The 22,789-nt window shown below is 62.1% G+C and carries 24 protein-coding genes and 2 pseudogenes; 18 read left to right on the top strand and 8 right to left on the bottom strand.

Annotated elements, in window-relative coordinates:
• Positions 1-19: 19 nt before the first annotated feature.
• Positions 20-724: an IS6 family transposase gene (locus tag AUL33_RS20215; protein WP_374754457.1), complete on the top strand. Its 705-nt coding sequence runs from the start codon at positions 20-22 to the stop codon at positions 722-724.
• A gap of 36 nt (positions 725-760) precedes the next feature.
• Here AUL33_RS20215 and AUL33_RS20210 read toward each other — a convergent pair whose 3' ends face one another.
• Together AUL33_RS20210 and AUL33_RS20205 are read right to left on the bottom strand one after the other, a co-directional pair.
• Entirely contained in the window at positions 761-997 is a 237-nt protein-coding gene (locus AUL33_RS20210; protein ID WP_192843235.1) for a hypothetical protein, read from the bottom strand.
• A 126-nt stretch (positions 998-1,123) separates the two neighbouring features.
• Entirely contained in the window at positions 1,124-1,519 is a 396-nt protein-coding gene (locus AUL33_RS20205; RefSeq protein WP_062212739.1) for a hypothetical protein, read from the bottom strand.
• Positions 1,520-1,751: 232 nt separating this feature from the next.
• Here AUL33_RS20205 and AUL33_RS20200 point away from each other — a divergent pair, with 232 nt between their 5' ends.
• Both AUL33_RS20200 and AUL33_RS20195 read left to right on the top strand, forming a co-directional pair.
• Positions 1,752-2,045, top strand: a complete 294-nt coding sequence (locus tag AUL33_RS20200) for an excalibur calcium-binding domain-containing protein (RefSeq protein WP_082652777.1) — start codon at positions 1,752-1,754, stop codon at positions 2,043-2,045.
• Between the two features lie 73 nt (positions 2,046-2,118).
• Positions 2,119-3,021, top strand: a complete 903-nt coding sequence (locus AUL33_RS20195; protein WP_244492369.1) for a thermonuclease family protein — start codon at positions 2,119-2,121, stop codon at positions 3,019-3,021.
• Between the two features lie 34 nt (positions 3,022-3,055).
• On the opposite strand, the gene AUL33_RS22345 is transcribed toward AUL33_RS20195, so the two are convergent.
• The 3 genes from AUL33_RS22345 to AUL33_RS20185 all read right to left on the bottom strand — a co-directional run bounded on the left by AUL33_RS22345 (position 3,056) and on the right by AUL33_RS20185 (position 4,426).
• Positions 3,056-3,226: a transmembrane anchored protein gene (locus tag AUL33_RS22345; protein ID WP_156419517.1), complete on the bottom strand. Its 171-nt coding sequence runs from the start codon at positions 3,224-3,226 to the stop codon at positions 3,056-3,058.
• 491 nt (positions 3,227-3,717) lie between these two features.
• Entirely contained in the window at positions 3,718-3,924 is a 207-nt protein-coding gene (locus tag AUL33_RS20190; protein ID WP_062212736.1) for a hypothetical protein, read from the bottom strand.
• A 223-nt stretch (positions 3,925-4,147) separates the two neighbouring features.
• Positions 4,148-4,426, bottom strand: coding sequence for a recombinase family protein (locus AUL33_RS20185; protein ID WP_374754455.1), 279 nt, complete (start codon positions 4,424-4,426; stop codon positions 4,148-4,150).
• A 341-nt stretch (positions 4,427-4,767) separates the two neighbouring features.
• Between AUL33_RS20185 and AUL33_RS20180 the strand changes: the two genes are divergently transcribed.
• The 3 genes from AUL33_RS20180 (at position 4,768) to AUL33_RS20170 (ending at position 7,742) form a co-directional block, all read left to right on the top strand.
• Positions 4,768-5,799: an IS110 family transposase gene (locus AUL33_RS20180; protein WP_062212733.1), complete on the top strand. Its 1,032-nt coding sequence runs from the start codon at positions 4,768-4,770 to the stop codon at positions 5,797-5,799.
• A 384-nt stretch (positions 5,800-6,183) separates the two neighbouring features.
• Entirely contained in the window at positions 6,184-7,368 is a 1,185-nt protein-coding gene (locus AUL33_RS20175) for a sensor histidine kinase (protein WP_062212730.1), read from the top strand.
• Positions 7,365-7,742 carry a response regulator gene (locus AUL33_RS20170; protein ID WP_062212727.1) on the top strand — a complete coding sequence of 126 codons (378 nt, stop codon included), beginning with the start codon at positions 7,365-7,367 and terminating at the stop codon, positions 7,740-7,742. The genes AUL33_RS20175 and AUL33_RS20170 overlap by 4 nt, the downstream gene beginning before the upstream one ends.
• Before the next feature lie 67 nt (positions 7,743-7,809).
• On the opposite strand, the gene AUL33_RS20165 is transcribed toward AUL33_RS20170, so the two are convergent.
• Positions 7,810-8,424 carry a recombinase family protein gene (locus AUL33_RS20165; protein WP_062212724.1) on the bottom strand — a complete coding sequence of 205 codons (615 nt, stop codon included), beginning with the start codon at positions 8,422-8,424 and terminating at the stop codon, positions 7,810-7,812.
• Between the two features lie 265 nt (positions 8,425-8,689).
• Here AUL33_RS20165 and AUL33_RS20160 point away from each other — a divergent pair, with 265 nt between their 5' ends.
• The 7 genes and pseudogenes from AUL33_RS20160 to AUL33_RS20130 all read left to right on the top strand — a co-directional run.
• A complete protein-coding gene (locus AUL33_RS20160; protein WP_062212721.1) occupies positions 8,690-8,938 on the top strand; it encodes an AbrB/MazE/SpoVT family DNA-binding domain-containing protein in 249 nt (82 codons plus the stop codon).
• 3 nt (positions 8,939-8,941) lie between these two features.
• Positions 8,942-9,328 (top strand): type II toxin-antitoxin system VapC family toxin, encoded by a 387-nt coding sequence (locus AUL33_RS20155; RefSeq protein WP_062212718.1) that lies wholly within the window; start codon positions 8,942-8,944, stop codon positions 9,326-9,328.
• Positions 9,329-9,399: 71 nt separating this feature from the next.
• The gene (locus AUL33_RS20150) at positions 9,400-10,389 is read left to right on the top strand and encodes a 3'-5' exonuclease (RefSeq protein WP_156419535.1); all 990 of its coding nucleotides are present in this window, start codon (positions 9,400-9,402) and stop codon (positions 10,387-10,389) included.
• Positions 10,390-10,795: 406 nt separating this feature from the next.
• Entirely contained in the window at positions 10,796-13,294 is a 2,499-nt protein-coding gene (locus AUL33_RS20145) for an ABC-three component system protein (RefSeq protein ID WP_192843234.1), read from the top strand.
• Entirely contained in the window at positions 13,291-13,986 is a 696-nt protein-coding gene (locus AUL33_RS20140) for an ABC-three component system middle component 1 (protein WP_062212711.1), read from the top strand. Before AUL33_RS20145 ends, AUL33_RS20140 begins: the two co-directional genes overlap by 4 nt.
• Entirely contained in the window at positions 13,983-17,117 is a 3,135-nt protein-coding gene (locus AUL33_RS20135; protein WP_062212707.1) for an AAA family ATPase, read from the top strand. The genes AUL33_RS20140 and AUL33_RS20135 overlap by 4 nt, the downstream gene beginning before the upstream one ends.
• Positions 17,111-17,428, top strand: a pseudogene (locus AUL33_RS20130) (tyrosine-type recombinase/integrase); the annotation flags it as partial. The gene AUL33_RS20135 and the pseudogene AUL33_RS20130, both read left to right, overlap by 7 nt.
• A gap of 127 nt (positions 17,429-17,555) precedes the next feature.
• Here AUL33_RS20130 and AUL33_RS20125 read toward each other — a convergent pair.
• Positions 17,556-18,458, bottom strand: a pseudogene (locus AUL33_RS20125) (LysR substrate-binding domain-containing protein).
• A gap of 674 nt (positions 18,459-19,132) precedes the next feature.
• On the opposite strand from AUL33_RS20125, the gene AUL33_RS20120 reads away from it, so the two are divergent.
• From AUL33_RS20120 to AUL33_RS22340, 4 genes are all read left to right on the top strand, one after another.
• Positions 19,133-19,558: a hypothetical protein gene (locus AUL33_RS20120; protein ID WP_156419516.1), complete on the top strand. Its 426-nt coding sequence runs from the start codon at positions 19,133-19,135 to the stop codon at positions 19,556-19,558.
• A 72-nt stretch (positions 19,559-19,630) separates the two neighbouring features.
• A complete protein-coding gene (locus tag AUL33_RS20115; RefSeq protein ID WP_062212701.1) occupies positions 19,631-19,876 on the top strand; it encodes a hypothetical protein in 246 nt (81 codons plus the stop codon).
• 135 nt (positions 19,877-20,011) lie between these two features.
• Complete coding sequence (locus AUL33_RS20110) at positions 20,012-20,362, top strand: hypothetical protein (RefSeq protein ID WP_156419515.1); 351 nt, start codon at positions 20,012-20,014, stop codon at positions 20,360-20,362.
• Between the two features lie 199 nt (positions 20,363-20,561).
• Positions 20,562-21,521, top strand: a complete 960-nt coding sequence (locus tag AUL33_RS22340; RefSeq protein ID WP_156419514.1) for a hypothetical protein — start codon at positions 20,562-20,564, stop codon at positions 21,519-21,521.
• A gap of 230 nt (positions 21,522-21,751) precedes the next feature.
• On the opposite strand, the gene AUL33_RS20105 is transcribed toward AUL33_RS22340, so the two are convergent.
• Positions 21,752-22,201, bottom strand: a complete 450-nt coding sequence (locus AUL33_RS20105; RefSeq protein ID WP_062212696.1) for a hypothetical protein — start codon at positions 22,199-22,201, stop codon at positions 21,752-21,754.
• A 53-nt stretch (positions 22,202-22,254) separates the two neighbouring features.
• On the opposite strand from AUL33_RS20105, the gene AUL33_RS20100 reads away from it, so the two are divergent.
• Complete coding sequence (locus AUL33_RS20100) at positions 22,255-22,581, top strand: tautomerase (protein ID WP_244492367.1); 327 nt, start codon at positions 22,255-22,257, stop codon at positions 22,579-22,581.
• The last annotated feature ends 208 nt before the right edge of the window (positions 22,582-22,789 follow it).

The raw sequence follows: 22,789 nt of genomic DNA, 5'->3' as shown, positions 1-22,789 counted from the left end.
CGTGGGCTTGAGCGTGAGTTTGGCGTTCAAGGGCCGGCACTTCGCTCCCGACATCATCCTCCTGTGCATGCGCTGGTACTGCCGCTACGCCCTGAGCTACCGTGACCTTGAGGAGATGATGGCCGAGCGCGGCCTATCGGTGGATCACACCACGATCTACCGCTGGGTTCAGCACTACGCCCCCGAGCTCGACCGACGCGTCCAGTGGTGCAGGGATCGCAACAGCGGCAGCTGGTACGTCGACGAGACCTATGTGAAGGTCCGGGGTGAGTGGATGTACCTCTACCGCGCGATCGGTGACCGAGGCGAAACGCTCGACTTCCAGCTGTCGCCGAAGAGAACGACGAAGGCTGCCAAACGCTTCCTCATCAAGGCTTTGAACCGGTCGCCGCACAACCGGCCATCGGTGATTTCGACGGACAAGAACCCGGCCTACAACGAGGCGATCGCCTCGCTGCGGCGAGAAGGGCGGCTCGTCGCGACCTGCCAGCACCGGCAGGTGAAACACCTGAACAACCGCCTCGAATCCGACCACGGCAAGCTGAGGCAGCGGGTCCGCCCGGTACGGGGCTTTCACTCCCAGAAGACGGCTCACAACGCTATTCCAAAGTTCGAGACGATGCGGATGTTCCGGAAGGGGCAATTCCGCTCAATGGTCGACAGCCTCGCCGGCGGATCTGAGGCCCGCTTCATCGGACGGCTGTTTCAGGTGTTCGTCGCGTGAAATTGGAACAGAACGGGATCATTGCGGCCCGATGGGCTATTCGCAACAGAGCCGCTCCGGCCCCAGCCAGCGGCGCCAGTGCGGCGACTTCACGTCGCGGATGTTCGTCACGCCAGGATCGGTCTTGCGGTCCTTCAACGCGAACTGAGGCGACGGCATGCCCCAGCACGCCATCGTTAGCGTGCGTTCGCTCTCGACCATGCGGACGATCGCCGCCGTCGTGTCGGGAAAGACGCCGGGCATCGACGGCAGATTGTCGGTCGTGTCGCGCATCGACCGCGTGAACTTGCGGATCGCCGTCTGGCCTTTGGTAATCGAGTAGAGGTTGCATATTGGGAAGCAGGAGCACGACGTCGCTGTGAATGGAAGGCCTGCGTGATCGCGCAGGCCCTCGCGAAGTCAGGCCTTTGCGCCTGGCTTTGCCGGTGCGGGTTTCGGAGCGAACTGGATCTTGCACCCCTTGCGGCGTGACGCGTCCTCGATCGCCTGCATCTCTCCCTTGAGACGCGAGACCTCGGCCGCGGTCGCGCTGTCGCCGCCCACGAAGAACAGCGCCGGCCAGAACACGACGAGGCCGACCGCCGTCACGGCTGCATCCTTTCCGGCCTTGCTGTCTTGTGCTCCAGACGCAGCTTGGGCTCGAGACGAGATGACCTTAGCCTCCTCGCTGAGTTGCGCGCACGACAGGCCCATGTATGGCGTCGGCGAAACGTAGGCAGCCGCAATGCTATCGGCGCGCTTGGCGCAGCCTGAAAGGGCGAGTACAGCCGCGAGGCCGATCGCGATTTTGCGCATGATAGATCCCGATGTGAAATGAGGCAAGACTGTGGCAGCAGGCCACACGCTCGGGTCGAGTGTCAAGGTGCGTAGGTTGAGGGACACAGGTTGAAGTTTGTATCAGCCAACCGTCGCTTCAATTTCATAACGGCCCATCGGCTGACCGCAATCTGTGAAACGTCTTTGAGTCCTATGGACACGCCTCGCGCCTGTGATCATTCTGCGAATTCAACCTGGGGAGGTGGGGTCGATGAAGTCAGTTCGCTGGTGCGGTGTTGTCGCCTTGGTTGTTCTAGCTACCCATGCGGGTGCGGCCGAGTTCACGTTGCTGAAGGCTGCGCCTCAGTCTGTGACGGAGCGGCTCGAGAGCTTCCGCGTCGCGCAGGCCCGCACGTGCAAGGCGGTGTCGAGCTGTGAGGAGGCTGTGAAGCTCTGGTGCGGCGGCTACCGCCGGGCTGATGGCGACAATGACGGGATCCCCTGCGAGAACGTCTGCTCATCGGTGTCGCAGGTCGAGGCGATCAAGGCCAAGATCGGATGCTGATCACGCTTCGCATTCCGGTACTGCCGCGGGCGGCCGTGACCGCTTTGATCCTGGACACTTCGAAGTTTGAGCCATGATGCAACGTTCTGCGCCCGCGCCCGAGCAAAGTGCGTCCATAAAACAGGATCGCTTCCTCGCCGAGCTTGCCGACATCGTGGAGAGCCGCCCCGTAGATCTCTCGCACCCTCGAATTCAAAGCGACCGAGAGGCGATGGAGCATGCAGTGCTCGAGATCCTGAACCGACCGGGGCGCAAGGAGCGCCGTAAAGGCCGCCTCGGCCTCATCATTACCCTTTCGCTGGTCGGGCTAGTGATCGTCTCTGTGGGGTCGGCCATGCCGGCACCGGCGGCCGAGCGCATCGAAGGCCGTACCACGGTAACGGACGGCGACACCATCGCTGTCGAGGGAACGAAGGCGCGCATCAGGCTGTACGGCATCGACGCGCCCGAGAGCGGGCAGACTTGCGATGACGCCGCGGGCAAGCGCTACCTATGCGGGACGCAAGCAGCCGACCACCTGGCCGAGCTCATTGGCAGATCCGGGCGTGTCACGTGCTTCGAAGAGGATCGCGACCGTTACGGTCGGATCGTCGCCGAATGCTCGACACCCGGTAACGTCGTGATCAACGCGGAGATGGTCCGCGCCGGTTGGGCGGTCGAGTACGACCAATATTCCGATGGCCGCTACGACCAGGAAGAGGCCGCCGCGCGGTCAGCCAAGCGCGGCATGTGGCAAGGCACGTTCGTCGAGCCGTCGAAGTGGCGCCGCGGGGATCGGCTCCAGACCGAGCGCGTCGCCGACGGCCAGCCAGCTGGGTGCGCGATCAAAGGCAACATTTCGGGCTCAGGCCGGATCTACCATGTGCCAGGTCAGCAGGCCTATTCGAAGACGAAGATCGACAAGAAGGCCGGCGAGCGCTGGTTCTGCTCGCCGAAAGAGGCCGAAGCCGCAGGCTGGCGGGCGGCGAAGAGGTAATCTCCCGCTGCCCGCTCAACCCATCATCGCAAAATCAGCAGATGCCGCCACGTCCGCCAGGACGACAGCCCGATGCGCGGTCTCCGCAGCGCGAACCATCGGAAGCGCGATCAGAAGAGTTCGTGCAGGCCTTCGCCGACGTCACGACAGCGAACGGAGACAAGGCGATAGCGGATACGAAGAGGGCGGTGGTCAGGAACTTCATGGCCGATCCTTTAGAGTGGTTGCGGCAGCGACACGCGGCCGATGCCATAGGCATCACAAACGTCAGTTGTGCGTAGTGCGAATGGGCCACACTCGTAGAACGTAACCCGCAGTAGATCGCAAATGGCGGCCTCCGCTCAGCGCCCCATCACCGCCAGTACCGTCGGATCCTCATCGGCATGATCGTCCTTGAGCTCGTCGAGCACGTTGAAGACCCGGTGCGCACGGGCGCCCCACTTCTGCACTGGCTTCCTGCCGTTCAACGATTGCCCGTCATCGATAAACCGCCCGCCATGCCGGCGCGGGAAGCGCTATCGGAAGGGACTAATCGTCCTCAACGATTAGCTCATCGTGCTCGTTCTGGGGCGGATGTTCATCGGCGCCCTCCCCATCCCCCTCAGGCACGACCTGATCGGGATGCAGGGTTCCCTGCTGGCATCTTGTCATCCGGATTGTCACCGACATTCGTCGGGTTCGACATCACGTTCGCCCCTAAACGACGCCGGGAATGGTGGGCATGGGTGTCGTCGGGTCGGGCTCGTTGGCGGCATTAGTGCCGGCGGGCTTGGTCGGCAGATCGTTGCCGATCCCTGGGCCGCCATCCGGGCGCCCGATCGCGTCGTTGTCGCCGCTTCCCGGCAGAATGGGGTCCGGCAGATCCTGCCCCGGGTCCTGTCCCGTGATGTTCGACAGGGTCATCTCCCTTCGTTCGATGAGGGACGAAGCGGTAAAACGTGCTCCGGTTCCAGGGCCGAACACCCTCCATTTCGGCCAACCAAAAAGCGCTGGACATATGCACCGTCTAGGGCTTCAAAATCGTTTAGCTCGAACGGCGGCTCGTATTTTCCAACTTATGCTCAATAAGTGCTCTATCCGTCGGGTTCTATCGCGGTTGGGGCTCCATCGCGTGCCCGCTGGATCGTCAATCGACTGACTGCGAACTCGCGAGCCAGCGCCGAGATCGAGACCCCCTCCCAAGCCTCTCGCGAACGATGCGCTTCTGCTCTGCCGACAGCTTAGCTGGGCGGCCCAGCACCTTGCCTTGCTCATTAGCCCGCAAGAGTCCGGCATGGGTGCGCTTGATTAGGAGATCGCGCTCGAACTCGGCCACGGCGTTGATGACGCTCATCGTCATTCGACCCGTCGAGCTTGTAAGAACAACACCGCCCAGCGCTAGGCAATGAACCTGGCTCTGTTGCAAAGTTTTGACGTGTAGAAATTTGTCCTACTGCCTCCCATTATCGACAGCCAATCGCGACCGAAACTTGGCTTCGTGGACCGTTTGAAGTTACGACAACTAACCATATCGGATGCGGACAGGTCTCAGCGTGGACGGATTTTCTAACTTTCCGGCAGCCGGAAAATCTTCGCAACAGAGCCCTTCATCGGGCGGCTGTTTCAGGTGTTCGTCGCCTGAAATTGGAACAGAACGGGATCATTGTGGCCTGTTCGGCAATTTGATGGTGTGGAACGGCCCTTCGAAGCGGCATCGAAGGTGCCTATCGTGGCGATCCCTCGCCACGAGACAGAAGGACCCGCTCCATGGAGACGATCACCACCATCGGTCTGGACTTGGCCAAGTCGGTCTTCCAGGTCCACGCCATCACGCAGGATGGCCGCGTCATCGTTCGGAAGACGCTGCGGCGGTCTCAAGTGCTGGACTTCTTTCGCGGTCTCCAGCCCTGTCTCGTCGGGCTCGAGGCCTGTGCCAGCGCACATCATTGGGCCAACGCGATCGGCGAGTTCGGCCATACGGTGCGGATGATGCCAGCGGTCTACGTCAAAGCCCATGTGAAGCGCAACAAGACCGATGCGGCCGATGCAGAGGCGATTTGCGAGGCGGTGACGCGACCCACCATGCGCTTCGTGCCAATCAAGACGCAGGACGAGCAGGCCGCCTGCATGGTCCTGAAGACCCGAGAGCTGTTCGTGCGTCAGCGAACCCAGACGTCGAACGCGATGCGGGCCCACATGGCCGAGCTCGGCATCATTTCCGCAACGGGCATGGCCAGCATCGACAAGCTGATCGCCATCCTGCGCGACGAGACGGACGCCCGCCTTCCATCCGCAGCGCGTGCGTCCCTTCTGGAGATGGCCGAGCAGATCGAACGATTGTCGTCCCACATCGCGGCGTTGGATACGAAGATCGTCAAGGCCATGAAGGAGGACGAGACGGCTCGACGCTTGACGAGCATTCCCGGAGTCGGCCCGATCATCGCGGCGAGCGTCCGGGCCGCGATCCAGGATCCCGGGGCGTTCCGAACCGGGCGTGACCTGGCGGCCTGGATCGGGATCACGCCGAGCGCCCACTCGAGCGGCGGCAAGGAGCGCCTCGGCGGCATCACGAAACGCGGCAACGCGCAGCTGCGTTCGCTTCTGGTGGTCGGCGCGACATCGATCCTGAAACAAGCCAAACGCGGCGTGAAGCTGCCGGTCTGGGTCGTCTCCCTGATCGCCCGCAAGCCCTACAAGGTCGCAGCTGTGGCCCTGGCCAACAAGATGGTCCGTACGATCTGGACCCTTCTGGTCAAGGGTGGGACCTACCGGGCACCGATGGTGATGGCCGCTGCGTAGGAACAACGAGCTTCCCGGCACTTCGGCGCCGGGAGGAGCCAGGCAAGGTGCCAAAGCGTGATGAGCCCGAGGGGCGACACCTCGATGTTGATCAGACCGTCCGTTGCAATGCGCCTACGAGCGCGACAGTTTGATTCAGGCGATCAACATTGCGGATCTCATCGTGGCCAGCGGTCCAGGACCGCGCTCACAGGCCGGACATATGACTGCACCGTCCGACGGCGATTGACGCGGCGATCACCTTGCAAACCGGGCCGTTCCACATATGCAACGGAGCCGTTCCAGCTTGGTCGGCATCAAACAGTCCGTCCCTTATTTCGTGGACGAAGTGGACCCAAGGAGTGGTCGCCAACTGTTTTCGAGTTTGCCAAAGGCTCTCTCGGCATGGCATCCGACATCCACACGCGGTCGACCGCGACCATGGAGTTGCGGATGAAGCGCGTGGATGTCAGCGGCCAGCAGATGGCCGCCCTCGTTCGTGGACATGACTGGTCCTCGACCTCTCTCGGGCCGACGGAGACATGGCCCGAGGCGCTGAAGCTGCTGCTCAGCATCATGATGGGCTCGCACCAGCCCATGTTTGTCGTCTGGGGCGTCGATCACCGCATCATTTACAACGATAGCTATGCCGAAATCCTTGCCTCGAAACACCCCGAAGCGCTCGGCATGCCCTTCTTTGACGTCTGGCACGAGATCCGCGCGGATTTGGAGCCGATCGTCGCCCAGGCCATGTCGGGCGAGTCCATTTTCATGGACGACATCGCACTCCTGCTGGACCGCAAAGGTTTTCTGGAGGAGACGCACTTCTCGTTCTCCTACACACCCGTGCGTGATTCCGACGGACGCATCATCGGCATCTTCTGCCCTTGCGTCGAGACAACCGGATTCGTGATGTCGCAAAGGCGGTTGGTGGAGCGCGAACGGGAGCTTTCAGTGGCCCTCTCCATTCAGGAGTCTTTGCTGGACGAAAAGGACGTGCTGCTCGCAGAGGTCAACCACCGCGTCAAGAACAGCCTCCAGCTCGTCGTCAGTGCCTTGAGCCTCCAAAGTCGACGGATCAAGGACCCCGTGACGAAGGCTGCCTTCGAGCAGGCGATCAGCCGTGTCCGCGCGATCACCTCGGTGCACGAGCGGCTGTATAAGTCGGACAACCCCCTTGTGGTCGAGATGAAGACTTATCTTGAAGGGCTCGCGGAGGACCTCGCGGTGACGCCGGAGACGCGTCATCGGATGCGGGTCGAGGTCGACGACCTAACAATGAGGACGGAGCGAGCGATCCCGTTGGCGATCATCGTCAACGAACTCGTAACCAACTGTCTAAAATACGCGTATCCAATGGATCGTCCCGGCCCGATTGTGCTTTCTCTCTTGAAGAGGACCGACGGCATGCTCGAACTGATGGTCGCCGACGAAGGAGTCGGCATGCTGAACAAGGAGGAGTCCGGCGGAGGCCTGGGGACGAGGCTTGTCGCCACCATGGCGAGCCAGCTCGGAGCCGCCGTCGATAGGTCTGCGACAGAGGAGGGCTTCAAGGTCTCGCTCGTGTTCTCCTGCGAGGAGCCCGCATGACCTTATCCGTCCTCATCGTTGAAGACGAGATGCTGCTGGCTATGGATCTCGAGGACATTCTGGTCGAAGCCGGCTACGGTGTCGTTGGGAACGCCGTCGACATGCATCAGGCGATCGCGATGTGCGAGAGGCAGGCCGACCAGATCGACATCGCCATTATGGACGTCCATCTCGCCCGCGGCACGAGCGGCGTCGAGACGGCGAAGGTTTTGCGTCAGCGGTGGGACATCCCATCGCTCTTCGTCAGCGGTAACATCGACGAGAAGATGCAAGCACTCGCACTGAAATGGCAGCCTGCCGGGTTTGTCGGGAAGCCGTTCTCGCAGCGCGAGGTCCTTAAGGCGCTGGCCGCCGTGTCGACTTCGGCCGCCTGACGTCAACGGGGGCTCTTAAAGCTCCGGGCGTCTTAACGGGGTCGATGCCTACCTAAAATTGCTCATTCTAGCTGCGAGCGAAGCGATCCCCAGGCGGCGCCGCGGCTTCTGCTCCGTCGCGTGCTCGTTGGATCGTCAGACGGCTGACCACGAACTCTCGCGCCAGCGCCGAGATCGAAGCCCCCTCCCCCAGGCGCTCGCGAACGACGCGCTTCTGCTCCGCGGACAGCTTCGCTGGACGACCCAGCACCTTGCCCTGTTCTCTGGCCCGCACGAGCCCGGCATGGGTGCGCTCGATTAGGAGATCACGTTCGAACTCGGCGACCGCGTTGATGACGCTCATTGTCATGCGTCCCGTCGAGCTCGTCAGGTCGACGCCGCCCAGCGCCAGACAGTGAACCTTGACGCCCATCTCGGCGAGCAGCTCGACGGTGGCTCGAACGTCCATGGCGTTGCGCCCGAGACGGTCCATCTTGGTGACCACGAGGATGTCCTCCTCTTCCATTCGATCGAGGAGTTTGCGGAAGCCTTCGCGCTCTTTGGCTGCGAGCGAACCCGAGACGGTTTCGGAAACGACGCGACGGACCTGGACCTCGAAACCGGCGGCCCGGATCTCGCCGATCTGGTTGTCGGTGGTTTGGCCGTTCGTGGAGACGCGTACGTAAGCAAAAAGTCGGGACATTCTGGCTCAAACCTGCTCGGAAACGTCTCGAATTTATAGCGCATGCGCGAAAGCAGCGGTAGCTAGTTTACGGGCAAGCTTAGCCGACCCTGCGCGAAACCGATCGTTTGAGCGCAGGACATCCGGCTACAGAATGCCATGGCCACCATCGTTACTGAACTTGGTGGCAGATTGCTTTACTGGTTCTCTATGTACCATCGCGGGTTTTTGGCATAGGTATCTCATTCCGCTTTGCAGGCGCAGGGCGTATTGGAGAATTTGAACCATGGCGGCAGCCAAGGGCAAGATCGTCGAAGGCGGGCGGGTCATTCTGCCGGCAGCGTTTCGCAAATTGATGGGGTTGCAGAAGGGCGATACCGTTCTGATCGAACTGCATGGCGAAGAGGTTCGCATCCGCCCCGCCCGCTCTGCGTTGCGGCGTCTACAGGAGAAGCTGCGTGACTATGCACCTGAATCGGGATCGGTGGCTGACGAGCTGATCGCCGAGCGGCGTCAGGAAGCGACGAAGGAGTAGTAGATGGCCTGTGTCCTCGATGCGTCCGCCGTTCTCTGTCTGCTCTTTTCCGAGAAAGGATCCGACAAGGTCGAAGCCCGGCTCGGCGATGCCAGCATGTCCGTCGTCAACTACACCGAGGTTCTATCCAAGCTGATCGATCGGGGCCTAGGTGCAGACGAGGCGGTTCAGGATCTGTCCGATCTCGACATCGCGATCGTTCCGGTCGGTCAGGACGTCGCCGAGGAGGCGGCCCGTCTGCGCTCCCTGTCGAAGGACCTCGGTCTTTCGCTGGGTGATCGGTTCTGCCTCGCACTCGCCAAGAACTTGGGGGCGCCTGCCCTTACAAGCGATCGCGCCTGGAAGGATATTGCAAAGGCTGCGGGCGTGAAGGTCGAGGTCATTCGCTGAGGCGGGTTATGAGGATAGAGGAAGACAAGCCTATGGCCGGTGATCAGCCTTTTCTGGCGGATCTCTTCGGCATGCTCCCGCCCACCCCAAGCGTGCTTGCCGAGACCCGACGACCCAGGCCTTCGCGAGGGATCGTAGGGAGTGCTCTGGCTCAAAGGAAAGCCTTGGAGCTGGACGCCGCTCTGGTTGAACGCCTGGAGGCGACCGGACGGTATCGTGTCCTACGCAAGCTCGAGCCTCGCCCCGTCATGCCGGAGCTTTGGCCGCAGGCGAACCGCCAGCCGGGATCCTGGCCGCAGCTCGGCATCATCCTCGACACCGAGACGACAGGTCTCGACCACGCCACGCACGACGTCATCGAGCTTGGCATGGTCGCTTTCACCTACGACCAGACCGGCGTGCGCGATATCGTCGGTGTCTTCTCAGCCCTGCAGGAGCCCTCACACGCGATCAGTGCCGAGATCACTCGTATCACCGGCATCACCGACGAGATGGTCGCCGGACAGCGGTTCGACCTCGATGCCGTCCAGCGTTTCATCGAGGACGCGGATCTCCTAATCGCGCACAACGCTCGGTTCGACCGGCCCTTCTGCGAAAAGCTCACACCGGGCTTCGATGTGAAGCCGTGGGCCTGCTCCGTTTCGGAGGTGGACTGGGTTGGCCTTGGCTTCGAAGGCACGAAGCTGGGGTATCTCGTGGGTCAGTGCGGCGCCTTTCACAACGGCCACCGCGCCGTCGATGATTGCCATGCCCTCCTCGAGGTTCTTGCGCACCCGGCACGGACGCAGGCGCCGCCGGCCTTTCAGCAGTTGCTGGCGTCCTCGCAGCAAACGCGTTTGCGCATCCATGCCATCGGCTCGCCCTTCCACACCAAGGATGCCCTGAAGGAGCGTGGGTACCGATGGAGTGACGGCACTGGCGGCAAGCCAAAATGCTGGTGGCGTGAGGTCACGGAGGATGCCTACGACGACGAGGTCTGCTTCTTGGAAGACGAGATCTATGCTGGCGGTATGCATGCTCATGTCGAGCGCCTGACAGCTTGCGAGCGATTCAAGGCGTAGCCGAAGCTCGTCCTAGCGTAGATTGGGGCCACTCTTGAGCCCGCTCGACGTGGATCGGCGGGAAGTCAGCTATGCGCCCATTTACGCCGTCCAAATTGACCCCGCGCGATCCTGAAACCTGCCGTTCGTGAACGAAGCTCCGAACTGCGGTCGGACCGACTGGCATTGGTCGATAGCGGACTGATAGCTGTCAGACTCGCGCATAGCCAAACCGGGCTTACAATGACTTTCCGAGACTCATCAGAATCTTGCGACCTCCTGGGTTCCGCCCCATAAGCAAGTGCGCCGGCTGTCGCAGCGACGTGGCCGGATGGGGGGAGCGGATTGTCGACCATGTGTGTGGGAACTCACGCTACTGTCTTGGTGCCGGTACGGCAGGCGCGCATGTCTGCGGGAGCGCGCTGCGTTGGCTGACGCTCTGCTTGCTCAAGACATTGTAGACGGCGCGAGGGTGCGCGACCGGCCGAACCTTTTCGTGATCGGCAGTTTCGACCGGCGCATCACCTTCTACTCCCAGCAGGTGCGGGCGCTGTCGCTGGTCCACGCGCTCAAGGAACTCGGCTATCTCCACGCCAATCCGCGGATCGCGGTCATTGGCGGCGGTGCGGCCGGTGTAACCGCTGCAGCTGCCGCCGCGCTAGTCACCGGGTCGCAGGTCGTCCTGTTCGAGTCCGCTGATGCGCTACTGCCCCTGCAGTCGACGACCAATCGCCGGCGGCTCGATCCGCATATCTATGATTGGCCGGCGCACTACACGACCGATCCCATCGCTGACTTGCCGATCTTGGACTGGGAGTCCGGTACCTGCCGCGCCGTGCGCGACGATGTCCTGCTCGGGTTTGAAGACATTGTCGTCAGGCTGGCGCCGCGCCTTGAGCGACGGCTGCGCCATCGGGTCACCGGGCTGGCGCGGACGGCGGACGGCTATCGGCTCGACATCACCGATCTCAATGCCCCGGCGCCAGGCGCGGAGCTGAACGAACAATTTCACATGGTGTTTCTTGCTGTGGGGTTCGGTCTTGAGCCCGGCGAGCCGCTACCGGCGATACAAAGCGCCAGCTATTGGACCGATGCTGGCGTTCCGGTTGCGGAGTTCGCAGGCCGGCCGACGCCGCGGTTTTTCGTCAGCGGCGCGGGCGATGGCGGACTCATTGATTTCGTGGCCGCCGGAGCCCGCGATTTCGATCACGCCGGGATGATCCGGCTTATCTCCGAACATCCCGGCATCGCGGCGCTGAAGCCGGCCCTTGCCGCAATCGATGTGCGCGCCCGTGCCGAGGATGCCAACGGTGCCCGCTTCGACTTCATGACAGCCTATGATGCTGAGCTGCTGCAGCCCCTCACCGATATCGGTCTCATCGCCGCGGTCGCCCAGCAACTGCGTCCCGGCGTGCAGCTGACATTCCAGACCCAGCATGCCGAGCTGTTCGACGTCTCTACAGCAACGCTCAATCGGCTCGCCGCCTATCTCACCATCAAGGCGTGCGCCGGTGACGCCCAGCGGTCGTTTCGGCATCTGCATTGCGGTGTCGTTGCGCGGATCGACGCCCCCAATCCAGCTCCGGTCGATGCCCCGTTCTGGCTTGATTGCGCCGGGGAGACGGTCGCGGCGGATGCGGTGATCGTTCGGCGCGGCCCCCAGCGCGATGTAGTGCGAGCGCCATTTGCCGCGCACCTGACGAGTTTCGACGTGACCCATAAGGAATGGCTTGCCCGCCACGGCGAGGCGACGCTCGTCCCGAAATTGTCGGCACCAGCACGGTCCTTGTTCAGGGAAGCGGCACGCAGTGCGGATATCCTCGCGCCGCGGCTGCAACGGCTGGCAGCCAATCAGCTTCCCATATCGGTGCAATTGCTGCGCGAAGGCACGAACATTCGCTGGTCCGGCGCGGTTCCGGTCGACCAGCTCATTCGATCGTGGAGCGAGCAAAAGCCCTTCGAGATCATTTTGCCTGATGGTCCCGGCCAAATGGGCGCCGTCGCGGGCGCGGTGCTGCGGGTCGCCTGCCATAGTGGCAATTGCCGGCTCCATGCCGCGCCCGGACTGTGGAGCCAGCTCGTCCGCGAGCTCAGCCTGGAATCTCAGCACGCCGAAGGGATGGCGATGCCAGCGATCGTCGCCGGCAATCCCGGTGGTGCTGCCCAGGATCCGGTCCCGCTGCCGCCCGACATTCTTGCGCGCCGGATCCACCGCTCGCTCGATGCTTGGCTGCTCGAGCGCCTGGACACGCACCTCCAACCGTTCTTCGCGAGCAACGCCGATCCCGGCCGCCCGATCAACGTGAAGATCGCGCAGGATCTTCGCGACGCAATGGCCGCGACATGGGCGGTCTGGCACGCGTCCTTTACCGATGACCCGGCACTGCTCAATCACTTCCTGCGCCTGATGATTTGCGCGGTCGATGAGGATGACCATCGCGACGCGGCACAGATCCTAGTCGGTCCCAGCAAATGGCCGGTGATCCTGCGCGGTACCGCGGTCGCGCTCGCCATTGCCGCAGCCTGGGATGCGACGTCGCCGAAGGTCGCCAAGCCGGGTAACCTGGTGCGCCTGCGTGACGGAGACAGCGAATGGGCCGGTCATGGCTGCGCCGCCGATATGATTAATGGTGACGAGATGTCATTGTGCGCGGCCTCGTTTATGTGGCGCACCCAATTCGTCATCCTCGTCGTCAAAACTGCTATTGAGGTCAGTCGAATCGCCGAGCGGCCTTTCGCGCAGATCGACACCGATCAGCCGGGGCTTAGCGATATTGACGGTTCTGGTCCGGTGATCATGTCAATCAGTCGCGATTTCATAGACGCGGCGGCGGCCGGCCTGGCCGAGCTGCGCTCTTTGCTGTCAGCAGTCGAGGCGCGGCATTTCGAAGCGCTCGAGAAGACGATCATGAAAGGCGCGGCATGATGGATCGTGCGACGCTATCACCTGGATTGGCGGACTTCGCCGAACGGCTGCGCAGAGCGGCGCTGGCGCTCGACCTCAAGGTCGATGGTCGCCTCGAGCTGGCGAGCGCGACGTTCAATGGCGGATCGAGCAAGTCGACGACGCTCAGTCCGACCGATCTACCGGCAGAGAGTCATGCGATCCGGATCGACCGCTTCAACATAGTGCTGGGCATCCTCCCCGAGGTCGCTACGATGGAAGCGGTTCTTGAGACGCTGCGGCGCTGCCGCAATCAGTGCGTCGTCGCACGCTCGTTCCTTGGGACCAACGAGACGCTGGATCTTCAGCTCATGCTGCTTGGTCCCCGCGCGAGCGAGCGGCAAGAAGCCTGGCGCGCAATGGCGTTGATGGTCGAGCGCGACGACCGGGTCGCGCGCAAGCTGGCATGGCTGCGACCCGAAGATCCGCTGAATGACGACGAGAGCTTCGCTGAATTCCTTAAGCGCACTTTCCTGGCCCGGCCGTGGGTCCATGCCGAAGGTCAGTTCGAGGACGTGGCGCTCGACGCGCTGAGCGGGACCAGTGCGACCGCACCGGGGCTGCCGCGGACGACGGCGGACGAATGGGAACGGATCGCGCTCGACGAGAAGAAGACGCCGGATGATATTGTGGCGGCGTTGGTTAAATCCTGGGAGCGGAGGGGACAGGCATGAGCGAGGTGTTCCTCTCCCGCATTGCAATTAAAGACTTCCGGACCTTCGGCGACTTCGCGATCGATATTCCGGCAGCACCCGGCGTTGTTCTACTCACCGGGACCAACGGCCTCGGCAAAAGCAGTTTCTTCGATGCAATCGAATGGGGACTGACTAACAAGATCCGGCGGTTCGAACCCTATATTAACAAGGGCCGCAAGAAGCTTGTCGAGAAGGACTATCTCACGCGCCGGGGCGCCGAGCCCGGGTCGCATAGCGTCGCTTTGACCTTCTCGGACGGCGACGCCATCGAACGCAGCACCGCCGGCGCGACTTCCATGGCGGACATTGTCGCGCAGCTTGCGCGGCCCGATCGCCGCACGATCAACGATCTTGGGACCTATCTCGCCCTTACCCATTTCCTTGGCCAGGCGGCACAGCAGCGGTTCACCAGTCGCGACCCGCAGGACCAATGGCAGGCGCTCAAGGGACCAAGCGGCATCGACCGGCTCGAACGGATCCGCGCAGGGTTGCGCGGGCGACCGACCATCGCAGCCTTCACGCGAAAACTCGACGCCGAACAGGCCGTCGTTGCTACGGTCGATCGGGAGATCGCCGATTGGCAGGGATGGATGACACGGCTCGAGCGCCTCCGCGCCACCGCGCGCGCCACGGGCGTGTTGACGGCCGATGAAGTCGCTGCGCGGATCGGCCAACTCGAGCGCGACCTCCAACGGCTTGCGGCAGGTCAGCCAATTGCCGTCACTGGCGACGGTGTCGCGGCACGCCTCGCAGCGTTCAGGGACTGGATCGATGAGGCATTGCGGACCGCCGGTGAGCGCAGGACGGCTATGGAGGCGTTTTCCGACATGCCCGCGCAGTTCGCGGTCAGCCAGGCGGAGGGACGGCTTGACCATCCAACGCTCGTCCGCCTGCGCGGCGTTGTCAGCGATGCGCAGGCGCGGCTCGATCGGGCATCGCCGCTCGTGGGTTCCGCCAATGACGCAGTGACCGCGCAGAATGCCGCGATCGCCACGATCGACCGGAATATTGCAGTGCTCGATGCGGCACGAATCGATCTCGCCCGCCGTGGCCAATTGGCCGCGCTGGTGTTGAACGAGCAACAGGATCGAACGGCGCTTGCCAACGCGATCGCGGCGCATCGCACGACGATGGCGGAAGCCGACGCGGCGATCAGTCAGCATGGTGAAGCCAGTGCCTATGTTGCGCGGCTGCGGAGCCTTGCTGCATCGGCCCGAGCGCTTAAAGAGGCAATGGCGGATTGTCTCCACCTGGAAGCTCAGTCCGGCGCCGCCGAGGCCGCGTTGGCGCAGGGACACGAGTCCGCTGCGCGTGCTTCGGTGGAACTGACGCCACTTGAAATGCAGTTGGCCGATCTCGACGGCAAAATTGCCGACGCGCAACGCGAACGCGCCGAGGCAGACCGTCACGCGTCGGCGATTAGCGCAGCCTTGTCACAGCTTGCCACCCACATCCATGAGGACGACACCGACTGTCCGGTGTGCCGCACGCAATTCAAACCTGGCGCCCTGAAGGTGCTCGCCGATGCCGCGGCGTCGGGGAGCGACCATCGCCTCGCGCAAGCCGATGACGCGGTGGAATCCTTGCGCGCCACCCGCCCCGCGCTGAGCGATGAGATCCGTCGCCTTCGTGGGATCGTCGCGGCGGTTGAAGGACTCGATCGGACCGCGAGAGCAGCGGCTGATGCCGTGACGAATGCGCGCGCCAGCATCGCCCAGACGCTCGCAGCGACGCCCGAAAGCAACCTCACCGCGCTGGCCGCGGCCCGATCGCGCGATGCAGATACAGCGCTTGCAGCCGCAGAGGTTGCGCTTGAGCCTTTGTCGGCGAACGCGGCTGCAGCGACCGAACAGCGGTCGAGCGCTGCAGCCGATCTCGACGATCTCATCGCGCGCGACAGTCAGTCCGGAACACGATTGGCGCAGTATCAGGCGGAGGACAAGGCCTGCGCCGATCGTATCGCCGCGCGAAATCTATCGAACGCTACGATCGGTGAGATCGAAGCCAGATTGACAGCGGAGCGCGAGCGCGGCGAAGACGCGCGGGATCGTCTGGGACGACTGACTGAGGCTGCGAGCAGCGCCACAGCAGATGTGCAGCGCGAACAGGCGGCATTCGACTATGCGCAGCGCGAGCTTGCTGCGGCCGAGGTGACGCGCGGGACCTCTGAACAGACGGCGCGGCAGATGCAGCAGCGCTGGACTCGCGCCGGCTTCAACGACACTCCTAGCCAAGTGGACTATGATCGCGGCTTGTCCGCCATCGACGCGCTGCTGACGGGGTTACGGTCCCTCGCGGAACGCCAGCTCGTGCTTGCCCGTGACAATGAGGATGCGCTGCTGCAGGGCGAAATTGACGAAATCCTCGCGTCAATGCGGGCGACCGGAGGCGACGATGGCGTCAAGGATCCGGTGGCGTATCTGGCAGCGCTGAAAACGAAAGTCGAGGCAGCGCGGGCGGCGGTCAAACTCACGACTGCGGCGCGCAATGCAGTGAAGCGCTATTCAGAAGATCTTCAGAAGCAGGCCGACGATTTTTCGGCGCGAGTGCTCGATCCGCTCAATACGGTAATCGACGACTTCAACGAGGCGATGCTTAGCACGCCGGGTGAGAGCATTCAGTTCAAGGCCGATACGAGGGTCGATGCGACCAGCTTCGGGATGGCGCTGCGCTACCGCGAGAAGGTCGACAATGCTATCGAGACGAAGAAGGATCTGCCTCCGCAGGTCGTCCTGAGCGAGGGCCAGTTAGCCGCAAACGGTTTCAGCATTCTGTGCGCGGCGAGCACGGCCTATCAATGGTCACGCTGGCGTGCGCTGCTGCTCGACGATCCGCTACAGCATAACGACATCATCCACACCGCCGCTTTTGTCGACGTGATGCGCAATATGGTCGAGCTAAACGGCTATCAGCTGATTATGTCGAGCCATGACCGCGGCGAAAGCGAGTTCATCGCGCGCAAATTCGATGCCGCCGGCCTTCCCTGCACCACAGTCTTGTTGACGGCACCGTCTGATAAGGGCGTGGTTTGGAACGCTCCAGAGCATAACCAAGCCGCGGCACGGATTTTGAGGCAGGACGCACAGCGGCCTATCGTAAGCAGCGGCTGAGATGGCTGGAGCGACGCGGCGGAACGGTCGATGATTACGCCTTCCCGAGTCGCATCGATCAGGCCACCCACCTCAGCACCCGATAGTATGCTCACCTCGTCGATGAGTTGGTGACGGCGATCGGTCTGCGGAAGGAGGACTACGGCACGCATTCGCTGCGGCGGACGAAGGCATCGATCATCTACCGTGCGACCGGCAATCTGCGTGCTGTCCAGATCCTGCTTGGCCATATCAAGATCGAAAGCACGGTGCGTTACCTCAGTGTCGATGTCGAGGATGCACTAACCCTTGCCGAGGGAACCGAGGTTTAAGATCCCCTCGGATCGCATCAGTTAACGCGGGACGGCCGCTTACGAGCCTCGTTTGCGACCGTTCCGATAGCGATGTGGGTGGAAAGCTGCCTGTCCGCTTCGGAGAGTGTAGGGACTGAAGCGGCCCCTATTTTGAATGAGACGGTTCGGGGAAGCACGAAACGATCCAGTCGCGAAAGCGGCGGATCTTCGGCACGGTGTGACGCGCCTCGGGGTAGACGAGATAGTAGGCGCGATTGATCGGATAGAGATGCGCGAAAGGCTAGATTAGTGCGCCGCTCGCGACCTGGTCCTGATAGAAGAAGGGCGTCAGCATTGCGACGCCATGGCCGGCGGCCGCAGCGATCGCCTCAAGGTCTTGGCTGCGCAACTTGGAACGGTTCGTGACCCCCGCCTTATCCCGGCGCACGCCGACGCTCTCGAACCACAAATCCCACCATGGATAGCCTGGGTCGACAAGCGGGTAGTGTAGGAGATCCGCCGGCTCCCGAAGGGGATGTCCGATGCGTTCTATGAGTGCAGGACTCAGCATCGGCGAGAAGTCGCCGCGAACCAGCATATGGGTGCGCAGACCGGGCCAATCGCCATCGCCTGCACGCAACGCAGCGTCCACAGGCTCGCGGGCGAAGTCCACGAGGTCGCGCGAGCAGGCGAGCTGGACGGCTATGGATGGGTGCGCAACCTGAAACTCGCCAAGATGGCGCGCTAGCCAGAGGCTCGCGAAGGTCGGGATCGAGCTGATGGATAAAACGCTTGCTGTTGTACCCCGCGCCTCTCCGTAGGCCGCCGCGATCCGATCAAAGGCGAGCGATGTCTCGCCCGCCAACATGTGCGCCGCCGGCGTGAGTTCGACCTGTCGGCCCGTGCGCGTGAACAAGGAGGCTCCAATCCGCTCTTCCAGAACTTTGATCTGGTAGCTGACAGCCGCCTGGGTCATGCCGAGTTCGTCGGCTGCGCGGGTGAAGCTCGGATGGCGGGCAGCCGCCTCGAAGGCGCGCAACGCAGTTAGCGGCGGAAGCGAACGGACCATGATGCATTAAATCTCCTTATGCACCATGCGGCACGTTCGATTGGATCGGCAAGGGCTGTGGCGGGAGAACGGGTGGACTTTCCCGCACGCGAGATGCTCGATGCCGATCTCACCCTCCGACGCTTTGGTATCTGACAATGAAACGACCGCTGCCTCACCTGGTCCGACGCGCATAGGGTGGTTGATGCGTCTCCAGCTTTGGTGGAGCCAACTGGGATGGGATGCGAACACCATCCCGGACACACTGAGGGCGGATGTCGAGTCAGGCTACCATCCATCCCGACACGCAAGGGGACGAGCTGAGTGGGAGCGTCGGCTGTGAGACCCCCTTACTACTTTATCTGAAGCCACACGATCGGCTCGGATCGAACCAAGCTCACGTCTGCTTCCGGGGTGATGAAGGACCGGTTGGCGACGACGTGGAAGGGTCGAGAGCGGAATGGCAGCTTTTCGCTTGATTACCCCGAGAGCTGACAGGCCGTTTTCGGCCCGAAGTCGCCGGTCTCGAAACGAGTAGGACGGGGTGGGAAGGCGACAGTCCGTTTCGGAGCCATCATCGCAGAAAGCGGACTGTCGACGGAGATCGGCATGGCTTCTCCTATTAGGTCCGCTACGGTGTCTATCGAGGCATTCGGTCTGGACGTTCCGTGCAGCATCGGCGTCGGTTTCTGCAGATGATCGCTGTTTCGGCTGCTGGGCTGACGCTGACCGGCTGCCGGGAGGAGAACGCGATGACGGACGAAGCGTGGACCGGGTGGCTGGCCGATTGGCGGTGGATGCAGGCGGTCGCCGAGCGGCGCGGCTGGCACGTAGCCCCACTCGCCGCGTCCGCCCTGGCCGGCGAGGCCGCGATGCGCCGCCTAGAGGCCGCCGCCGGACTTCCGGTTCTTGACCAGCTTCGCGAGGTGTTGACGCGTCACTCGGCAAGCGTCCGGTTCGTCGCGGTGTTCCTGGTCGTCCAGGCCGCGGAGGATGACCAGCGATCGGGCGCCGGGCGCATCCGAAATCCAGGCGGCTACCTGCGGGCCTACATCCGCATGATCGCGGAAGGTCGCATCAAGCTCCCGCTCGAGGTCGAACGGCTCCGAAAACGCCGATGAGGGTCAAGATCCGCCGAGGTCTAAATAGACCATCCCACCCAATTTCGGGCGGGCCAAACCAAGGAGACCACGATGGAACAACTCTTCCTCTTCGCGCACAAACGCGCGGCCAAAACCGCTCGGACGCTCGACCCAACTGGCTCGAACCTCTTCGATCCTGCGAGTTGGGATCGGGTCGGAAGCCGAGCGATCGCACCTGACGAGCCGCAGCTCGAGGAACTCCGTGCCGGTCAGGCTGTCATTCAGTTGGGTCGCTTGGAAGTTGCCGAGATCGAGAACACGGACCCGGCCGAGCTTCGACGCCTCGGCCTTTCGTAACCGCAAAGGGGCGGGCTTCAGCCCGCCTCTGCCACACGATGCGAAATCGACGAGGTCGTTAAATGCGATCCGCACCGGAGATCCGACTTTCCAGCCTCGGTGGTAGGCCATGGGCTGAAAGATGGAGATCGCCCGATGAACCTAGCTAAACTGAAGCGACCGGTCAGCCTTTTGCAGATCAAGAAGGTCGAAAAGCGAGCCAGGCGCTACTGGATTCCGATCTCGGCTGCGCTTGCCCTCTTCGGCCTTTATGGAGCCTGGCCGGGAGAGATCACCAGCGCCTACTTGAAGCAAGTGGGCTCCTTCGCCCTGGCAGGGGGCTTTGCCGCGATCCTGGCTTTCAAGTGGATCGAGGAGCGCGTCGAGGAGAACAAGGGCTTCTATGCGGAGACCTGGATCTACTACGTTGTGCTCTTGTTCTATTTCATGGCAGTCGTTTGGGGCGCAAAACGCACCTACGAGATCGTGATCCTTGGAACCGGATGACAAACGGGCAAGCCCTTAAGAGCCCGCCCGTCTGGATTTCTGAATTTCCGGAAAGCTATGCGGCCAGCGGCACGCTCTGCTCGTCCGCCTTGTCGTCGCGGAACGTCTTGTGGCCTATCAGAGGTCGTGAAGAGCTTATATCCGGGCGACCCCGAGCCTATGTTTACCCTGTCGGCATTTTCCGATCGGGGCGCACGCAGTGAGTATCAGTAACGAGGCATTGCAGGCTTTTTACAAATCCCAGAAGTGGTCGTTCAACAAATGCCTCGAGCCGACGATGCGCTGCGATAAGCCGGCAATCCGTGCGCATTCAGTTCAAAACGCGCGCGCTATGGACCTTATATCGGAAGCGGATCATGTTTATGGCTTGAGTGGAAAGCTCGTTGATAGAGAGCCTAACGCGCAGTTCACTCGACTAAGCCGAAATAAGGCGTCTACCTTCTGCGGATTATGCAACTCGCATGATACGGAAATATTTAAGCAAATCGACACTCGTCCAATCGACTTGAAGGATAGTGAGCAGCTATTTCTTATTTCATATCGTTCCATCATCAAGGAATTACACGCTTTAATGGAAGGCGGGATTAGGACACAGAAGGCATACAACGACGGCGTAAAGCAAGGCCGTGTGCCAGCGAATCAAATGAACGAAGCCATGATGGTGGCTACGAGCGCCCTAGTCCGAGGCTATGAGGCGTATCAGTTTCGAGTGAAGTTTTACGATCTTAGCTACCTACGGCAAAAATTTAGAACCATTCAGCATTCGGTGTTTGTAATTGAAAATCGTGCACCGATGATCGCAGCATCCTCGACGTTTTCGGTCAAGGATAGGGTTCTTAAGAAAGATCCGCTCTACCTCATGACGCTTAACCTAATACCGTTGTCTGAAACTCAAACCGCTGTCATAGCGAGTTATCCTGATCAATATCGAACTATTGCGAGAAAATACCTTGCTCCAGTTTTCGCTAATGCGGGAAGAGATCAATTATACGAACTATCATATTTGATTATAAATCGCGCAGAAAACTTTTTCATGAAGCCAAGCGTTGTTGAGAGCTGGACGCCAGAACGTCGGGGCATCATTGAACGTGAGTTTTTCGCGACCGCCGGCTTGCCGATTGATGCACCTCGATTGCCGGAACTGATGCTGTTCGACTAAAAGCCTACCATTTCACAGCAGGCTTGCGACGGGCAACGACGACTAGGAGGCGGATCGATTGTCGTCGAGCAGCTTGTTCCCCTTCGACGCGTTCGCCGACTTCGTCGTGACGACAAGATTCCAGGGGACGTGCAGCCCGCATAGTAGCGAATGCGAGAGCGGGTGGAAGTGGTCGACCTCGCGAGCAACGCCGGTCGCGCGCGTGAGGCGTCGATCTTCCTCGTAGAACGCTACGATCTCCTCGAGGTCGACCCAAGGTGGCGTGGCGCGTTTGACGAGTTCACGATGAGCCGCGGCCTTGGCGCGGAAGAGCGCCGGGTCTGCCCGGCGTAGCGGCGCTGGCGCTCGAGAATCTGGGGCCGGTGCCGTTCGTAGTGCCGACGGCTCGCTGCGGACCTCTTCTCCGGGTCCATCTGCTGCTTCACTCGCACCGCTTCGGCGATCCGGGTCGTGCGGTTGCGCTGATACTGGCGCCGCATGTTCGCCCTGGCCTTCTCGGGGTTCGCGTGGTGCCAGGCGCGCTGCTTCTCGCACCGCTCCTCACGCTTGGCCTCGTAGAAGGCCTTGTTCTTTGCCTTGGTGCATTCCCGACACCAGCAGGCCAAGCCGCTCGGAAGCGACTTGTCCTTATTGAAGGCGTAGAGCGCAAGGCTCCGCTCGCATTTCGGACAGCGCTTCATGCTGCCTTCGTAACCTCCCCTGTCTCGTCGTCAAGCGGCGCCTCGCGGCGCTGATGAGCCGGACCTACGCCGAGATGATGTCGGTCGACATCCGGCGGATCAGCGTCGCGATCCGCGACCTCGGCGAGGGCGGCCTCTGGCGGATCGCGGAGGTCGGCGACGACCCGGTGCCGGTGTCCATGATGATGCTGGACATCCGCAGTGGCCGCTCGGCCGAGTTGCGGATGCAGGTCGCCGGGGCGCTCTGCGCGCACTGCGTCGAAGTGCTGGGCCTGCACGAGGATCGCCTCAACGTCGAGTTCACCCAGCATTCCGGCGACGAGATGTATCACCCAGCGCTCGGTGGCTACAGTCCGGACTGGACGCCGAAGGAAGGCTGACGGCAGGGCCGATCTCCGGTCGAAACGGCAGCTTTCGGGTTCGCCCAAAACGGGATGCAGTGTCCGTTTGGGATCGTTTTCGGAAGGGCAGCTTTCCGATCGTTGTGTCCAGCAGCGGTCCGTCTGCTTCCGGCCCGAACCGGACCGTTGTGGACCATACGAACAAAGCATAGCGGCACTCGCTATCCCGGGGGGTGGGTGTCCGCCC

This window comes from Aureimonas sp. AU12, from assembly GCF_001463705.1.
In the GTDB taxonomy this organism is placed as follows: domain Bacteria; phylum Pseudomonadota; class Alphaproteobacteria; order Rhizobiales; family Rhizobiaceae; genus Aureimonas.
This window is presented reverse-complemented; position numbering and strand designations above follow the sequence as displayed.

What these genes read in the sequence shown, in the direction of transcription:
- AUL33_RS20210 (WP_192843235.1), bottom strand. Translation starts at nt 997, where the DNA reads ATGCGCGACACGACCGACAATCTGCCGTCGATGCCCGGCGTCTTTCCC.
- AUL33_RS20205 (WP_062212739.1), bottom strand. Translation starts at nt 1,519, where the DNA reads ATGCGCAAAATCGCGATCGGCCTCGCGGCTGTACTCGCCCTTTCAGGC.
- AUL33_RS20200 (WP_082652777.1), top strand. Translation starts at nt 1,752, where the DNA reads ATGAAGTCAGTTCGCTGGTGCGGTGTTGTCGCCTTGGTTGTTCTAGCT.
- AUL33_RS20195 (WP_244492369.1), top strand. Translation starts at nt 2,119, where the DNA reads ATGATGCAACGTTCTGCGCCCGCGCCCGAGCAAAGTGCGTCCATAAAA.
- AUL33_RS22345 (WP_156419517.1), bottom strand. Translation starts at nt 3,226, where the DNA reads ATGAAGTTCCTGACCACCGCCCTCTTCGTATCCGCTATCGCCTTGTCT.
- AUL33_RS20190 (WP_062212736.1), bottom strand. Translation starts at nt 3,924, where the DNA reads ATGACCCTGTCGAACATCACGGGACAGGACCCGGGGCAGGATCTGCCG.
- AUL33_RS20180 (WP_062212733.1), top strand. Translation starts at nt 4,768, where the DNA reads ATGGAGACGATCACCACCATCGGTCTGGACTTGGCCAAGTCGGTCTTC.
- AUL33_RS20175 (WP_062212730.1), top strand. Translation starts at nt 6,184, where the DNA reads ATGGCATCCGACATCCACACGCGGTCGACCGCGACCATGGAGTTGCGG.
- AUL33_RS20170 (WP_062212727.1), top strand. Translation starts at nt 7,365, where the DNA reads ATGACCTTATCCGTCCTCATCGTTGAAGACGAGATGCTGCTGGCTATG.
- AUL33_RS20165 (WP_062212724.1), bottom strand. Translation starts at nt 8,424, where the DNA reads ATGTCCCGACTTTTTGCTTACGTACGCGTCTCCACGAACGGCCAAACC.
- AUL33_RS20160 (WP_062212721.1), top strand. Translation starts at nt 8,690, where the DNA reads ATGGCGGCAGCCAAGGGCAAGATCGTCGAAGGCGGGCGGGTCATTCTG.
- AUL33_RS20155 (WP_062212718.1), top strand. Translation starts at nt 8,942, where the DNA reads ATGGCCTGTGTCCTCGATGCGTCCGCCGTTCTCTGTCTGCTCTTTTCC.
- AUL33_RS20150 (WP_156419535.1), top strand. Translation starts at nt 9,400, where the DNA reads ATGCTCCCGCCCACCCCAAGCGTGCTTGCCGAGACCCGACGACCCAGG.
- AUL33_RS20140 (WP_062212711.1), top strand. Translation starts at nt 13,291, where the DNA reads ATGATGGATCGTGCGACGCTATCACCTGGATTGGCGGACTTCGCCGAA.
- AUL33_RS20135 (WP_062212707.1), top strand. Translation starts at nt 13,983, where the DNA reads ATGAGCGAGGTGTTCCTCTCCCGCATTGCAATTAAAGACTTCCGGACC.
- AUL33_RS20120 (WP_156419516.1), top strand. Translation starts at nt 19,133, where the DNA reads ATGATCGCTGTTTCGGCTGCTGGGCTGACGCTGACCGGCTGCCGGGAG.
- AUL33_RS20115 (WP_062212701.1), top strand. Translation starts at nt 19,631, where the DNA reads ATGGAACAACTCTTCCTCTTCGCGCACAAACGCGCGGCCAAAACCGCT.
- AUL33_RS20110 (WP_156419515.1), top strand. Translation starts at nt 20,012, where the DNA reads ATGAACCTAGCTAAACTGAAGCGACCGGTCAGCCTTTTGCAGATCAAG.
- AUL33_RS20105 (WP_062212696.1), bottom strand. Translation starts at nt 22,201, where the DNA reads ATGAAGCGCTGTCCGAAATGCGAGCGGAGCCTTGCGCTCTACGCCTTC.
- AUL33_RS20100 (WP_244492367.1), top strand. Translation starts at nt 22,255, where the DNA reads ATGAGCCGGACCTACGCCGAGATGATGTCGGTCGACATCCGGCGGATC.